This window comes from Mucilaginibacter lappiensis, assembly GCF_050433765.1.
GTDB lineage: Bacteria > Bacteroidota > Bacteroidia > Sphingobacteriales > Sphingobacteriaceae > Mucilaginibacter > Mucilaginibacter lappiensis_A.
In genome coordinates this window covers 905,818-922,230 of the sequence record NZ_JBNPWP010000001.1, presented here as the reverse complement: position 1 = coordinate 922,230, position 16,413 = coordinate 905,818, and the positions used below count along the sequence as shown (strand labels likewise).

Sequence of the window (16,413 nt, the reverse complement as noted above, 5' to 3'; positions counted from 1 at the left end):
CAATGAATGTTAAATCAATGCCGTACACAATAAATATAGATCGCCTGAAAGTTGAAGTTTTTGAGTCAAGAATAGCAATGGGGCTGGCCGCGGCAAACCAGGTAAGCGAAAAAATAGATGAGCTTTTAAGGACAAAAAACGTGGTCAATATCATTTTTGCAGCTGCGCCCTCGCAAAATGAATTTTTAAATGAGCTGATTAAAAAAGATATTGACTGGACCCGTATCAATGCTTTCCATATGGATGAATACATTGGCCTGGATGCCAATGCGCCACAGGGGTTTGGGAATTTTTTAAAAGACCGGCTATTTGAAAAGGTACCATTTAATACTGTTCAATATCTTAACGGCAATGCAGCTAACCCGGAAACAGAATGTAAAAGGTATACGGATTTACTGGACCAATACCCGGTTGATATCGCTTGTATGGGTATTGGCGAAAACACGCATTTAGCCTTTAACGACCCACATGTAGCTGATTTTAATGATCAAAAAGCGGTAAAAATTGTTGACCTGGATTTGGAATGCAGGCAGCAACAGGTTAATGATGGTTGTTTTGGCAGCATTGACGAGGTACCAACACATGCTTTAACTTTAACCATCCCGTCTTTATATAAAGCTACATATGTTTATTGTATAGTTCCGGACGAAAAAAAGGCCAATGCGGTGTATCATACTTTAAATGAAAGTATAAGCGAAAAGTATCCTTCTACTGTTTTACGGAGTCATCCTAATGCCATACTGTTTATAGATGAAAAAAGCAGCTCACTTATTTAAAATAGTAAGATGTGCAGAATTGTGAACTTAGTATTAATTTACATAAATTATTGAAAAGCGAAAATGAAGAAAGATGGCGGTATAGAATTATCTGGTGTGAAGGAAATAGCCCGCAGAGCAAATGTCTCGATTGCTACGGTTGACAGGGTTATTCACAACAGATCAGGCGTATCTGAAAAAACCAAGAATAATATATTGGCTATAATTAAAGACCTGGATTATCAGCCTAATATTTTAGCCAGAAGGCTGGCTTCAAAAAAAACACTTCATTTTGCGATTTTAATACCTGCAATTTCCCAGGAAACTGAGTTTTGGAAAGCGCCGTTGAGCGGAATTGAGCAGGCAGAATCAGAAATAAAGCCATACGGAATAAAAATTGAAAAGTACTTTTTTGACCAAAATGATAAAAGCACGTTTATAAAGCAAACTAAAAAAATACTCAAAAGCGAAGTTGATGGTATTTTACTGGCACCATCTTTTATTGATGAGTCTTTAGAGTTTACCAAAGTATGTCAGTATTTTAAAATCCCATACGTTTTCATCAACTCCGATATTCCCAATCAAGATAGTCTTTGTTACATAGGGCCCGATTTGTTTCAAAGCGGTTATTTAAGTGCCCATCTTACTAATTATGCCGTTGATAAAAATGGTAAAATACTGATCATCAATATATCCAAAGAAATGGATAATTACCATCACCTTTTAAGAAAAGAAGAAAGTTTCAAAGCCTATTTTCGGGATAATCATAAAAATAATGAAATTATAAAAGCCGATATCAGGCAAACAGATTATCAATCTGTTGTAACAAAGCTTAAGGAACTATTGACAATTCATCAGGATGTAAAGGCAATTTTTGTAACCAATTCAAGGGTGTCATCTGTAGCCCGGTTTTTAGAAGAATCTGAAATTAAGGGTATCTTATTAATTGGCTATGATTTTCTGAATGAAAATATTGAATATCTTAAAAAAGGTGTAATAGATTTTCTTATCTGTCAAAAACCACAAGAGCAGGGGTATAAAGGCATAATGGCACTTTACCAGAATCTGGTATTAAATACTGCTGTAGATAAGGCTTATTTTATGCCAATTGACATTATTACCAGAGAGAATTATAAATTTTATAGAAATTAGCTTTATTAGCTGATTTATCTGTGAACTTTTTTAATAAAATTACGGGTGCGTACACAGTATTGAATTATATTTAAAATATGAATATAAGGATAAAAAAGGCAATCGCGGTTGAAGCAGCATCTCTAAGTGAAAGGGAGATTTTTATCTCCATGCTCATTGTAGCTGTGTTGTTTTTTATATTTGGTTTCGTTACCTGGGTAAACTCCATTTTAATACCATATTTTAAAATAGCCTGCCAATTATCCAACTTTCAATCCTATCTGGTAGCTTTTGCTTTTTACATCTCTTACTTTATCATGTCGGTCCCGTCATCGTACTTACTTAAAACTATAGGATTTAAGCGGGGCATAATGCTTGGTCTTTGGATTATGGCTGTAGGGGCCTTTATTTTTATACCCGCGGCCTTAAGCCGCACCTATGAAACTTTTTTGTTTGGACTTTTTACTATTGGAACAGGGCTGGCTATTTTACAGTCTGCCGCCAATCCTTATGTTACCGTTCTGGGTTCAAAAGATAAAGCGGCTAAGCGTATCAGTATTATGGGGATATGTAATAAAAGCGCTGGGATACTTGCGCCTTTATTATTTGCAAGTGTAGTGCTTAAAGTTACTGATAGTGAACTATTTAAACAGCTGCCGTTGATGGATGCCCAGCAAAGAAATGAAGCCCTTGACTCCCTGATAAGAAGAGTAATAGTTCCTTACGCGTTTATGGGGCTACTGCTGCTGGGTTTAGGAGTTTTTATACGTTACTCCCCATTGCCTGAAATTGATACAGAGCACGAAAGTTCAGAGCTGGCTCATGTCAATTCAGGGAAAAAGAATATTTTTCAGTTCCCACATCTGATATTAGGAGCCCTGGCAATTTTTCTTCATGTAGGCACACAAGTGATCGCTATTGATACCATCATAGGATATGCAAACTCCATGCATATAACATTGATGGAGGCCAAGGTTTTTCCATCATATACTTTATTTGCAACCATTTGTGGCTATCTGATGGGCATTGTGCTCATTCCCCGTTATATAAGCCAGGTAAATATACTCAGGGTGTGTACCATGTTAGGCACAATATTCACCTTGCTGATTGTTTTTACACAAGGTAAAGTAAGCCTGCTGGGACATGTAGCAGACATATCAATATGGTTTGTGGTGTTATTGGGACTGGCGAACTCCATGATATGGGCAGGGATATGGCCGCTGGCACTTAATGATCTTGGGCGATTTACCAAGCTGGGGGCATCGGTCATGATCATGGGCTTGTGTGGAAGCGCTATTCTGCCGCTTGCATATGGCCATTTTGCTGATTTATTTGATGTTAAAAAGGCCTACTGGGTATTATTCCCTTGTTATATGTACCTGGTGTTTTATGCTTTTTACGGCCACAAAACCAGGAGCTGGTCTTTATAAGTTAAATATCATTGCTCAGCTTCATACTATGAGGTAGGGTATATGTTAAATAATTATTTACTGGCTTGGGGGATATTTATTGATACTGTATATGTAAGATTAAATAGCAAATGATATGAAAAAATTATTTCCATTTTTATTTCTCCTGATTAATTTAAATGTTGCGCTTGCTCAAACTAATCCAATGGCTGAGGAGCCATTTCCTGTACGCGGTTTTCATCTCGACTTAAGGATACAGGTAATGAAAATGGATGCTCTTAAAAGCTTCGTTTTAAAGCTCAGCAAAGCAGGGATCAATACCCTGATCATGGAGTGGGAAGGTACTTATCCTTTTGAAAAACATCCGTTGATACCTAACCGATATGCTTATACTAAACAAGAGGTAATATCTTTTATAAAATACTGCAACGGTCTTGGGGTTGATGTTATCCCATTACAACAAAGTTTTGGCCATGTGGAGTACATTTTACGTAATGAACGCTATAAATCATTGCGCGAAGATAAAAAGGATTATTCACAGGTTTGCCCGCTGGAAGCCGAGGGAGATAAGGCACTATTTACTGATCTGTACAGGGAATTAGCATCTACACATACTTCCAAATACATCCATATAGGGGGAGATGAAACGTATTTATTAGGGCATGATGAAAAATGCAGGTTGAAAGCAGAGCAGGAAGGAAAATCCAAGTTATATACCGATTATATTAAAATGCTGTGTGATATTGTCATGAAGATGGGTAAGGTACCGGTTTTGTGGGCTGATATCGCATTGAAATACCCGGATGCCATTAAGTCGCTCCCGAAAGGGACTGTTTTTGTTGACTGGAACTATGGCTGGGATCTGAACCACTTTGGGAATCATCAAAAATTAATGGAAAGCGGTTTTGAAATTTGGGGAGCCCCAAGTTTAAGGTCAAGTCCTGATAATTACAATTTAACGCAGTGGGATAAGCATTTTAAAAACATACGGGATTTTATTCCTGTATCACAGAAGCTGGGTTATAAAGGTATTGTCATGACTTCATGGTCAACCTCAGGTGTTTACTCATCCCTTTTTGAATCAGAGGCTGATCTTGCCGAATTATATGCGATCAGGCATGTATATCCGCTTTCTGGTTTTAATATCCTTATAGATGCTTTTACGGAAGAGTTAAAATCCGGACAAACTTTTGATATAGATGGTTTTGTACAGAAATATTGCAAAGATCATTTTGGGTTTAACAAAGCACAGGCATCAGATTTTTGGGGTGCATTAAAAACCACACCTTATGAAGTTAAACAAGGTGAAGTAATATCACCTGTCCCTATGAGTTTACCGCAATTACTGGATAGTAATAGCGTAGCTGTTAAAATCTTATATACATTAAGCCCGGTAAAAAACAAGCAAGAGTTTGAACACTTTAAGCTGATGGCCGATATCCGCAATTATTATTTGCGTTACCAGGTTATTGAAAAACAGGCAAATGACACAACTTTTAATGATACCCAAAAAGTTGTTGCGATTAATCAGCTGAAAGAGTTACTGGTAGCTTCAAAGGATTTGGACAAGCGTTTCAATGAATTGAATAAAGATTTTTTAAACCCATCAGCAATAGCAGATGAAAACCAATTAAGAAACATGAAAGTAATTAATTTATACAACCGCCTGGCCAGAAATAAATAGGGGGGAATCAAAAAATTATTCACCCTAATTATGAAACATATAAATATCCCGTTAGTACAATCTGTTAATTATAATTCCAGTATTAAAGATGTTTCCATATTATTGGACACATTACCTAAACACTATATCGACAATGAACTTTGGTCTGAATTTAAAAGTAATTGCGAAACCAGCTTTTCTATTGCACACTGCGGTTCCGCCATTTTGCTGAAGTATTATGTTAATGAAGATGTAATTAAATCTACCATGTTTAAAACCAATGATCCTGTTCACAGGGACAATTGTGTGGAGTTTTTTATTTCATTTGGTACCGAAAACGAATACTATAATATAGAAATGAACTGTTTAGGCATTTGCTTTACGGGGTATGGGGTTGATAGGGCCAGCAGAGAGATACTGCCCGAAGCTATAATTAATAAGATCAAGAGGGGAGTACTAATAAGATCAGCAGAAGAACCCACAGGAACAAAATTTGAATGGCAAATAACCCTGGTTATACCCATAGAGGTGTTTACCTATACTGACTTAACTTCTTTTGAGCAAGAAAAAGGCCTTTGCAATTTCTTTAAATGTGGCGACGATTTACCAGAACCTCATTTTTTTAGTTGGAATAAGATTTATAACGAAAAGCCTGACTTTCATTTACCTGAGTTTTTTGGCAATATTCAATTTATGTGATTTAGCAAATTCATTTGTGAAAATAATTGTATTTTCGGGTGCGTACACGGAGTTTTAAATTCATATTATGATAAAGTCTATCCTAATTGGTATAATTCTATTTTTTTCTCTTCAGCGGGCAATAGCTCAACAACCCGATATTATACCACTTCCTGATCAATTCAGTAAGGTTGATGCTGAATTTGTTTTATCCTCCGGCACTGTTGTTACCGTACAGGATAATGAATTTAAAAAAGTTGCCTTGTTCTTTCAGCAACAAGTGCTGGAATATACCGGTATATCACTTCCTTTAAAAACCAAAACTAAAGAACGGTCGGTCAGCTTTATTAAAAAGAAGTCTGGAAAAGATCCAGAAAGTTATTCATTAGAAATGAATGATAAGCATGTCATCATTAGCTCGTCAACAGATAGGGGAGCATTTGATGGTGCTGTTTCCTTGCTACAACTAATACGAAAAGGCAGTGTGAAAGAAAACGCGGTAAACCTTAGCTGCTGGAAAATTGAGGATAAACCGCTTTATTCATGGAGAGGCTTTATGCTGGATGAATCAAGGCATTTTATGGGTAAGGCAAAAGTTAAAAGCTTGCTCGATTGGATGGCTTATTATAAACTGAACAGGTTTCACTGGCATTTGACTGACCAGAATGGTTGGAGAATTGAAATTAAAAAATATCCTAAACTCGCACTGGTTGGCGGTATAGGTAATTATACAGATCCTTTTACTGCGGCAACATTTTATACCCAGGAAGACATTAAAGAGATCGTGCAATATGCTGCGCAGCGTTTTATTGAAGTAATTCCTGAGATTGATATGCCCGGACATGCCCGGGCTGCAAATATGGCTTATCCTGAGTATAATGGAGGAGGAACCCCAAAATACCCTGATTATACATTTAACCCGGGTAAAGAATCAACTTATTCCTATCTCAGTAATGTTTTAAAAGAAGTAAATGTGCTATTTCCGTCCCATATGATACATATGGGCGGAGATGAAGTGAGTTATGGGAATAAAAATTGGGAAACCGACAACGATGTTAAAGCGCTTATGAAGCAGCATGCGCTTATTGATATAGCTAAAGTAGAGCAGTATTTTGTTTCCAGAATGGCAGATTCTATAAGGGAATTAAACAATAAGGTATTGGTATGGGATGAAGCGGTTGATACCAATCTTCCGGTAAATGAAACCATAGTTTTCTGGTGGCGACAAAATAAACCCGAACAATTAAAAAAAGCGCTTGATAAAGGATTTTCCGTAGTACTTTGTCCCCGTTTGCCCCTTTATTTTGATTTTGTACAGGATAGTTTGCTCAGCAACGGGCGTAAATGGGAAGGTAAGTTTAATGCATTAGGGGATGTTTACTCATTTTCGCTGAACAATTTTCCTGATACAAAGGGACATGAAGATCTTGTTAAGGGCATACAGGCAAATCTTTGGACAGAAACTATTCCAGGTATACAAAGGCTCGATTTTATGTTATTCCCCAGGATATGTGCCCTTGCAGAGGCAGCATGGACCTCTCCTGAAAAGAGGGATTTTAAATTTTTCGAAAATCGTTTAAAACCTGAGCTGGGGCTTTTTAAAAAGTCAGGCTTAAATTTTTATGAGAAAAAATATATGGCAAATGAAATCATGGGAAATAATTAAATCGCCGTATTCCTATAATAACTGTTAAAATAACAGGATTACGAATAGTTCCTAATCATTTGTAATCAGCCTAAATTGCTTTAAAATTTAGATTTTCGAATATTTTTAAAAATCCCCCAAATACAATTAATCTGTGAAAAATTGTGCAATCGTTTCCGGGAACGATTGCACAGATTTAGTTGATCATATCTTTTTTTTATCAATCAAGAGTAATTAATCTTGTTTAGGAATTAGGTTTTTATATGCTTAAAACGCATATAAAAATGCCTCTTCTGTACCAATTATTTGGCTAACCATTATTACATAAAACATGTCTATCGTAAAAGGATCATTTGCTATTGTGGCCTTGTTTGCTGCAGGTTCACTCTTTGCCTCGGCGCAGGTTAAGCCCTATTCATGGCAGCATTTACCGCATGTTAGCAGTCCTGTATTTAAAAAAGATACTTTTAACATTTTAAAATATGGTGCCAAATCCGATGGGCATACACTAAATACCAGCAGTATTAATAAAGCCATTGCTGTTTGTAGTTCAAAGGGCGGGGGAGTAGTGCTAATTCCGCAAGGCTTATGGCTCACCGGCCCCGTGGTATTGAAAAGTAATGTGAACCTTCATGTAAGCAGAGCCGCGCTACTGCAATTTACCGATGATAAAAGCCAGTATAAGCTGGTTGAAGGCAATTATGAAGGTCATGCGGCTGTACGTAATGAATCGCCAATTTCAGGTACTAACCTTGAAAATATAGCTATAACAGGTGATGGCATTATTGATGGGCATGGCGAGGTATGGCGTGCCATAAGTAAAGAAAGACTTACCGAGGCTGAATGGAAAAAGCTGGTGGCATCTGGTGGCGTGGTTAGTGAGAACGGAAGATCATGGTATCCCTCAGAAAGCTATGTAAATGGCCTTAAAACCCCAGGAGCCGGAATCCTGGGCCAGGGCAAAACCCTAAAAGACAATGAGCCGATGAAAGATTTTTTCAGGCCCAATATGTTGGTACTTACCAATTGCAAAAAAGTATTGTTGCAAGGGGTAACGCTTCAAAATTCACCGGCCTGGGATATTCACACTCTGTTATGTGAAAACCTGACCGTGCAAAATGTACGGGTAAGAAATACATGGAACGCGCAGAACGGTGATGGTATTGATGTGGAATCATGTAAAAATGTACTGATAGAAGGCAGCACTTTTGATGCCGGCGACGATGGAATCTGTATTAAATCTGGCAGAGACGAAGAGGGCCGCAGGAGGGGTAAACCGACAGAAAATGTGATTGTACGGAATAATATAGTTTACCGTGCACATGGCGGTTTTGTAATAGGCAGTGAAATGTCTGGTGGGGCAAGGAATATTTTTGTGTCCGACTGCACTTTTATCGGTACTGATATTGGCCTGCGCTTTAAAACCACTCGTGGCCGTGGTGGTGTAGTAGAAAATATCTTTATCAAAAATATCAGCATGAGGGCCATATTACATGAAGCTATACTTTTTGATATGTACTACGGGGGTAAATCGCCGGGTGAAGATGACGAGGTTAATGATAAAACTGCTATCCCTGTAACAGAAGCTACACCATCGTTCAGGAATTTTTATGTAAATAATGTAGTATGTAATGGCGCCGAAAAGGCGCTTATGATCAGGGGGCTGCCCGAAATGAGTATCAAAGGCATCCACATAGAGAATAGTTCTTTTCTGACTGATAAAGGAGCCGATATTATTGAGGGGCAGGATGTTAGTCTTAAAAATGTGTACCTGGAAAGTAAAGACACTAACCCGTTGATCAATATACAGAATGGCCGCGACATTACGCTTGACCATGTGACTTATAATAACGCGCAATTGCTGTTTAAAATTGCCGGTAAAAAATCAGCGCGTATACAGCTCTTAAATACCGATACCTCCAAAGCTAAAACTAAGGTTGAATTTGGTTCGGGCGCGGTTAACAGCGCGTTAGTGATGGCTAAATAATAGAGGGAAAGATGAGGAAATTACTGTTATCGATATTGGGTTTGCTTACTCCGGCAATTTTGCTGGCACAGGCGGTTACGTATCCAACTCATTTTACGGTAGCACAGGATGGAAGCGGCGATTTTAAAACAATACAGGAAGCTGTAAATGCCGTGCGCGATCTGTCGCAAGTGCAAGTTTCAATCTATATTAAAAAAGGCATCTATCGTGAAAAGTTAGTCATTCCTTCATGGAAAACGAGAATCTCATTAATTGGCGAGGATAGGGAAAACACCATCATCACTAATAATGATTTTTCGGGTAAAGCAAACCCACAAGGTAAAGATGCCTTTGGTAAGGATAAATTCACTACGTATACTTCATATACTGTTCTGGTGCAGGGTAATGATTTTATTGCCCAAAACTTGACTATTGAAAATGCAGCCGGACCGGTTGGGCAAGCTGTGGCTCTACATGTGGAAGCTGACAGGTGTGCTATAATAAACTGCCGTTTGCTGGGTAACCAGGATACCTTATATGCCGGTACTGAAAATAGTCGTCAGTTTTATAAGGATTGTTATATTGAAGGCACCACTGATTTTATTTTTGGCGAGGCTACTGCGGTGTTTCAACATTGTGAGCTAAAGAACCTTAAAAACTCGTTTATTACTGCTCCAGCCACAACACAACGACAACAATTTGGCTTCGTGTTTTTTGATTGCAGGCTTTTGGCTGTTGATAGTGTAAAAAAAGTATTCCTCGGCAGGCCGTGGCGCCCTTATGCAAAAGTTGTTTTTATTAATACCGATATAGCCAGCCCTGTATTTGCAGCAGGCTGGGATAACTGGCGTAATCCGGAAAATGAAAAGACAGCCTTTTTTGCAGAGTATAAAAGTACAGGTAAAGGTGCGGTTACGAGTGATCGTGTATCATGGTCGCACCAGCTTACTGAGGCGGAAATAAAGAAATATACCATAAAAAACATCCTGAGCGGTACTGATAATTGGGATGTATTATCTATAAAATGATCTACATAATGAAGAAATTATTGCTGTTGTTCACTTTTCTTTTTTTGGGTCTGTTGCTGCACGCGCAAACAGAAAAGCCATGGTCACAACGGATGGCAGCTACGGCTATGCATTTATGGAAAGACTCTTTGCCCAGCAATAACTGGACGTATGACCAGGGCATAGTTTTGCAGGGGTTGCAAAGTGTATGGCTACAAACGGCAGACAATGAATATTTTAAATACATACAGCGAGCCATGGACAGGTACGTTAATGCAGATGGTTCCATTCGCACTTATAAATCGCAGGATTATACACTGGATAATATTTTATCAGGTCGAAACTTGTTAATGCTTTACCGTGTTTTAAATACCGAAAAGTACTATAAAGCTACAAACTTACTGCGCAAGCAACTTAGTCAGCACCCGCGTATACCCGAAGGCGGTTTCTGGCATAAAAAACGCTATCCTAACCAAATGTGGCTTGATGGATTGTACATGGCCGGGCCCTTTTATGCTGAATACGCTGCTACATTCCATGAAGACGCTGATTTTGATGATATAGCCAATCAGTTTATTCTGATGGAAAAATATGCGCGTGACCCTAAAACAGGCTTGTTATATCATGGTTGGGATCAAAGTAAAAAGGAAAAATGGGCTAATCCTAAAACAGGGCTTTCCGCTACTTTCTGGGGCAGGGCAGATGGCTGGTATGCTATGGGCTTGGTTGACGCATTGGATCAGTTTCCGGCCAATCATCCAAAACGTGCGGCGTTACTGGCAATCTTGAACCGTTTTGCTGCGGCTATTACTAATTACCAGGATAAAAGTACGGGTGTGTGGTACCAGGTTTTAGATAAGGCGGGCGAAAAAGGCAACTACCTGGAATCATCAGCTTCCTGCATGTTTGTATATGCTTTGGCCAAAGGTGTAAGAGAAGGGTATCTGCCCGAAAAATATTTATCGGTAGCACAAAAAGCATACAAAGGCATTCTCAAACAATTTATAGAAACCGACGCCAGTGGGCAGGTTAATATAAAAGGCGTTTGTGGTGCTGTTGGCTTAGGAGGCAACCCTTATCGCGATGGCAGTTACCAGTATTATACCAGCGAAAGGCCAGTTGTTAATGAAACTAAAGGCGTGGGCAGCTTTATGCTGGCCAGCACGGAGATGGAACGTTTGGCTCATTTTAACGCAGGTAAAGGTAAAATTGCCCTGCTCGATAGCTATTTTAATGATGAACACCGGCAGGATAATATTACCGGCACAAATATTTCCTTCCATTACAAATGGGAAGAGTGGGACAATAATGGTTCCTCTTTATTCGGGCATATTTTTAATACTTATGGCTTACATACAGAAACCTTATACCAGGCTCCTGACGCTGCAAACCTGAAAAAAGCAGCTGTTTATATTATTACGGATCCTGATATACCCAAAGAAAACCCTGATGTTAAATACATAGAAAACCCGCATATTAAAGCCATAAGCGAATGGGTGAAAAATGGTGGTGTATTGCTGGTGTTAAATAATGACACAGGCAACGCCGAGTTTACACATTTGAACAAGCTGATGGCAAAATTCGGTATTCATTTTAATGAGAATAGCGTTAATCATGTAGCTGGTCGCCAGTTTGAGCAAGGTGCAATCAATATACCCGATGGGAATACCATATTTAAAACCGCAAAAAAAATATATATTAAAGAGTTGAGCACTCTTCAGCTCACCGCACCGGCTGTAGCCCGGCTCACTAATGGGAATGATGTAGTTGTTGCTACAGCTAAATATGGTAAAGGCACCGTATTCGCTGTGGGCGATCCCTGGTTTTACAATGAGTACACCGATGGCCGTAAACTACCACCCGATTATGACAACTTTAAAGCAGCCAATGATCTGGTGCGCTGGGTTACACAACAAACAGCAACAAAACAATAATTAATTTATATAGATACCCCATTTATCAAGCACAATGATCTTATCAAGATATAACTTAAAAAAGATAAGCATACCGGCAGTTGAATTGCCCGGCGAGCAAATATTTGATCTGCCCGAAAGAATATTGCAATTTGGTACAGGTGTGCTTTTAAGAGGCCTGCCCGATTACTTTATTGACAAGGCCAATCGTAACGGAATTTTTAACGGCAGGATAGTAGTTGTAAAATCAACAGATACAGGTTCGGTAACTGATTTTGATAAGCAGGATAGCTTATATACTGTTTATTCAAAAGGGATTGAAAACGGAAAAGAAGTGAATGAACAGGTAATATGTTCAGCTATCAGCAGGGTTCTTTCGGCAACAAATGATTGGGATGCCATATTGAAAGTTGCCCGGAACCCGCATTTACAGGTGGTTATTTCTAATACCACAGAGGTGGGTATAAAGTTGGTAAAAGAAGACGTAAGCAAGCACCCTCCGGTTTCCTATCCAGGTAAATTACTGGCTATTTTATATGAGCGTTATAAAGCATTTGATGGCAGCGAAGACAGCGGATTAATAATTATACCTACCGAACTTATTGTTGATAATGGCAAAAAGTTAGAATCTATAGTATTAGAACTGGCACATTTGAACAAGCTGGAACCGGCATTTATGGATTGGCTGGAAAGTAGCAATAGTTTCTGTAATTCGCTGGTCGATAGAATAGTACCTGGCAAACCAGATAAGGCGCTGAGTGATGAGTTGGAAACTGCAAATGGTTATATCGATAACCTGAGCATCATGGCAGAAACCTACAGTTTATGGGCTATTGAGGGTGATGATAAAATTGCATCGGTATTAACATTCAGCGAGGCAGATAAAGGAGTCGTAATAACGCCGGATATTGAATTGTTCAGGGAGTTAAAGCTGCGCTTGCTAAACGGAAGCCATACTTTAAGCTGCGCGGTGGCCTATCTTTCAGGTTTCAAAACAGTTAAAGAGGCTATGGACGATGAGCACTTTACCAAATTCATCACACAATTAATGTTTAACGAGATCAAGCCCGCCATTCCTTATCAAATTGATGATGCGGTAGCGACTGACTTTGCCGGTAAAGTTTTAGACAGGTTCCGTAACCCGAATATCAGGCATGAGTGGTTAAGCATTTCCATGCAATATAGTACCAAAATTAAGATGCGGGTGATTCCGTTATTATTAAATCATTATAAGCAAACTAATTCGGTACCCTTGGGCATGGCGCTTGGTTTTGCGGCTTTCATCAGATTTATGCGGGTTAAAGGTGGTACTCAGGGACAATATACGGGAACTGCTAATAACACGATATACAAAGTTACCGACAGCCAGGCCGAATATTTTTCAAAGATTTGGGAAAATGCCGATATCAATACCGTAGTACAAAACGTATTAAAGAATAAAGAGCTGTGGGATGCTGACCTGAGTATTTTGCCCGGTTTTAAGGATGCGGTAATTGAACAATTAAACCGTATCAATGCAAAGGGACAGCTTGAGCTTAGTACTATCTGAATTAAACACCATGAAACAAAAAATAATTAAGGTACATCCGGCAGATAATGTGTTGGTAGCGCTTACCGATCTGCAAGCTGGTGAGGAGGTTGTTTATCAAAATAACCGCTATAAAATAATTGAACTGATACCCGCAAAGCATAAGTTTGCCATTGCCGATATTGCCGAAGGCGGCGAAATTATTATGTATGGGGTATTAGTAGGGAAGGCTCAAAGCCATATACCAGTAGGTGGTTTATTATCAACAGGCAATGTAGTACATGCTGCAAACAGTTTTTTAACCGGCAGCAGCCATACCGACTGGCACAAACCTGATGTAAGCAAATGGCAAAGCCAAACATTTAATGGCTATCATCGTGAAGATGGCAGTGTAGGTACTGCAAACTACTGGCTGGTGATACCTATGGTGTTTTGCGAGAACCGCAACATTGAGGTATTGCAGGAAGCACTGGTAAAACCATTGGGCTATGGCCGCAAAAAAACTTACGAGATCAAGGCCCAGCAACTCATCAGTAAGATTAAGGCCGGCGGCGCAATAGACGAAGTTTTATATACCGAAATTGAAGGTGATACTACCCGGATCAGCGGCGATAAATTATTTCCCAATGTGGATGGTATTAAATTTTTAAGCCATACAGGCGGCTGTGGCGGTACACGTCAGGATTCTACCACCTTATGTGGCTTACTGGCGGGTTATATAACACATCCAAATGTGGCAGGGGCTACGGTACTGAGCCTGGGTTGCCAGAATGCGGAAGTAAAAACCTTGCAGGAGGAGATTAGCAAACGTTCGCCAAACTTTAATAAACCTTTATATATCCTTGACCAGCAAAAAACTGGTAAAGAGGCCGATCTGTTAGAACAGGCTATACGCCAAACGCTGGCCGGTTTAATGCAGGCTAATGCCTATACCCGCCTCCCAGCGCCTTTAAGTAAGCTGGTAATTGGTTTGGAGTGCGGTGGTTCTGATGGCTTTTCGGGTATCTCGGCTAATCCGGCCATTGGTTACACATCAGATCTGCTGGTGGCACTTGGCGGTTCGGTTATCCTCGCAGAGTTTCCTGAACTGTGCGGTGTAGAGCAAAACCTGATCGACCGCTGTCTGGATAAAGATAAAGCCGAGCGTTTTGCCAGTCTGGTGAGCAGCTATAGCCAGCGTGCCGAAGAGGCAGGTTCAGGTTTCTATATGAACCCATCGCCGGGAAATATTAAGGATGGTTTGATAACCGATGCCATCAAATCTGCCGGAGCAGCAAAAAAAGGTGGTACATCGCCTGTGGCCGATGTGCTGGATTATCCGGAAAAAGTTACTAAGCCCGGTTTGAATTTGCTATGTACCCCTGGTAACGATGTGGAATCAACTACAGCTGAGGTTGGTTCAGGAGCCAATGTGGTTTTATTTACCACTGGCTTGGGTACACCAACAGGAAATCCGATTACGCCTGTGGTAAAGATCGCCACAAACACTACCTTGTTTAACCGTATGAGCGATATCATCGACATTAATACTGGAACCATTGTGGAGGGTGATGAAACTATTGAACAAGCTGGCGAACGAATACTGGACTATGTAATAAAGGTAGCAAGCGGCGAAATTGAAGTAAGTGCGGTAAGACATGGCCAGGACGATTTTATTCCGTGGAAAAGAGGCGTTTCTTTGTAAAATGATATTTGTATAAATAATGAAAGTACTAACCTGTATAACACCCGGGAAACTGGAATATGGCTCTGCTGATGCTCCGCAAGTTAAACCGGGCTACGCCTTACTGAAAATTAAACGTATTGGTATATGCGGAACAGATCTGCACGCGTTTGAAGGCACACAACCATTTTTTAGCTATCCTCGCGTATTAGGCCATGAACTGGCTGCCGAACTGGTAGATGCGGGGGATGCACAGGGTTTTGAAAAAGATGAGTCGGTAACTTTTATTCCTTATTTTAATTGTGGGCATTGCATTGCTTGTCGCTCTGGCAAGCCTAATTGCTGCGTAAACATACAGGTTTGCGGTGTACACACAGATGGCGGGATGGCCGAATATCTGCAGGTGCCGTCGCATTTATTGGTGCATGGCGAAGGCCTTAGCTTTGATGAACTGGTGCTGGTTGAACCTTTAGCCATAGGGGCACATGGCGTACGCAGGGCCAATGTACAACAGGGAGAATTTGTACTGGTAATTGGCGCCGGCCCCATTGGTTTGGGCATTATGGAGTTTGCACGTATAGCCGGTGGTGTGGTTATAGCCGCCGATTTCAACCCTCAGCGTTTGGCATTTTGTAAGGATAATTTAAAGATTGCCCATGCCATAAATGTAAAGGACGAGAACATGATGGAACGGCTGAAAGAGATCACCAACGGCGATATGCCTACCGTGGTAATTGATGCCACCGGCAATCAAAAAGCTATAAACGGTGCTTTTCAGTATATGGCACACGGAGCCAGGTATGTGCTGGTAGGTTTGCAAAGGGATGAGATTATTGTAAGTCACCCCGAGTTTCACAAACGCGAGGCCACCCTGATGAGCAGCCGCAATGCCACACGTGTGGATTTTGAGCACGTGATCAGTTCCATGAAAAACGGTTTGGTTGATCCCCAGACTTATATAACACACCGGGTAAAATTTGATGAAGTAAAAGATCAGTTTGAAAGCTGGTTAAACCCGGCTAATGGTGTCATAAAAGCCATGGTTGAGGTATAAA

The 16,413-nt window shown here is 40.0% G+C and carries 12 protein-coding genes; all 12 read left to right on the top strand.

Features of this window, described 5'->3' with window-relative positions; all coding sequences use genetic code 11:
* Positions 1 to 17: 17 nt before the first annotated feature.
* The 12 genes from M2273_RS03710 to M2273_RS03655 all read left to right on the top strand — a co-directional run bounded on the left by M2273_RS03710 (position 18) and on the right by M2273_RS03655 (position 16,412).
* Complete coding sequence (locus M2273_RS03710; protein ID WP_429393142.1) at positions 18 to 776, top strand: glucosamine-6-phosphate deaminase; 759 nt, start codon at positions 18 to 20, stop codon at positions 774 to 776.
* Positions 777 to 839: 63 nt separating this feature from the next.
* Positions 840 to 1,907 (top strand): LacI family DNA-binding transcriptional regulator, encoded by a 1,068-nt coding sequence (locus M2273_RS03705; protein ID WP_429393140.1) that lies wholly within the window; start codon positions 840 to 842, stop codon positions 1,905 to 1,907.
* Positions 1,908 to 1,984: 77 nt separating this feature from the next.
* Entirely contained in the window at positions 1,985 to 3,316 is a 1,332-nt protein-coding gene (locus M2273_RS03700) for a sugar MFS transporter (protein ID WP_429393138.1), read from the top strand.
* A gap of 115 nt (positions 3,317 to 3,431) precedes the next feature.
* Positions 3,432 to 4,979, top strand: a complete 1,548-nt coding sequence (locus M2273_RS03695) for a beta-N-acetylhexosaminidase (RefSeq protein WP_429393136.1) — start codon at positions 3,432 to 3,434, stop codon at positions 4,977 to 4,979.
* A 30-nt stretch (positions 4,980 to 5,009) separates the two neighbouring features.
* Entirely contained in the window at positions 5,010 to 5,657 is a 648-nt protein-coding gene (locus tag M2273_RS03690; protein ID WP_429393133.1) for a carbohydrate-binding family 9-like protein, read from the top strand.
* A gap of 67 nt (positions 5,658 to 5,724) precedes the next feature.
* Positions 5,725 to 7,302 carry a beta-N-acetylhexosaminidase gene (locus tag M2273_RS03685; protein ID WP_429393131.1) on the top strand — a complete coding sequence of 526 codons (1,578 nt, stop codon included), beginning with the start codon at positions 5,725 to 5,727 and terminating at the stop codon, positions 7,300 to 7,302.
* 310 nt (positions 7,303 to 7,612) lie between these two features.
* Positions 7,613 to 9,268, top strand: a complete 1,656-nt coding sequence (locus tag M2273_RS03680) for a glycoside hydrolase family 28 protein (protein ID WP_429393129.1) — start codon at positions 7,613 to 7,615, stop codon at positions 9,266 to 9,268.
* An 11-nt stretch (positions 9,269 to 9,279) separates the two neighbouring features.
* Positions 9,280 to 10,275 (top strand): pectinesterase family protein, encoded by a 996-nt coding sequence (locus M2273_RS03675; RefSeq protein WP_429393126.1) that lies wholly within the window; start codon positions 9,280 to 9,282, stop codon positions 10,273 to 10,275.
* Between the two features lie 8 nt (positions 10,276 to 10,283).
* Complete coding sequence (locus M2273_RS03670; protein ID WP_429393124.1) at positions 10,284 to 12,188, top strand: glycoside hydrolase family 88 protein; 1,905 nt, start codon at positions 10,284 to 10,286, stop codon at positions 12,186 to 12,188.
* A gap of 34 nt (positions 12,189 to 12,222) precedes the next feature.
* A complete protein-coding gene (locus M2273_RS03665) occupies positions 12,223 to 13,716 on the top strand; it encodes a tagaturonate reductase (RefSeq protein ID WP_429393122.1) in 1,494 nt (497 codons plus the stop codon).
* Between the two features lie 10 nt (positions 13,717 to 13,726).
* Positions 13,727 to 15,379 carry a UxaA family hydrolase gene (locus M2273_RS03660; protein WP_429393119.1) on the top strand — a complete coding sequence of 551 codons (1,653 nt, stop codon included), beginning with the start codon at positions 13,727 to 13,729 and terminating at the stop codon, positions 15,377 to 15,379.
* Positions 15,380 to 15,398: 19 nt separating this feature from the next.
* Entirely contained in the window at positions 15,399 to 16,412 is a 1,014-nt protein-coding gene (locus M2273_RS03655) for a zinc-binding alcohol dehydrogenase family protein (protein WP_429393116.1), read from the top strand.
* Position 16,413 lies beyond the last annotated feature (1 nt).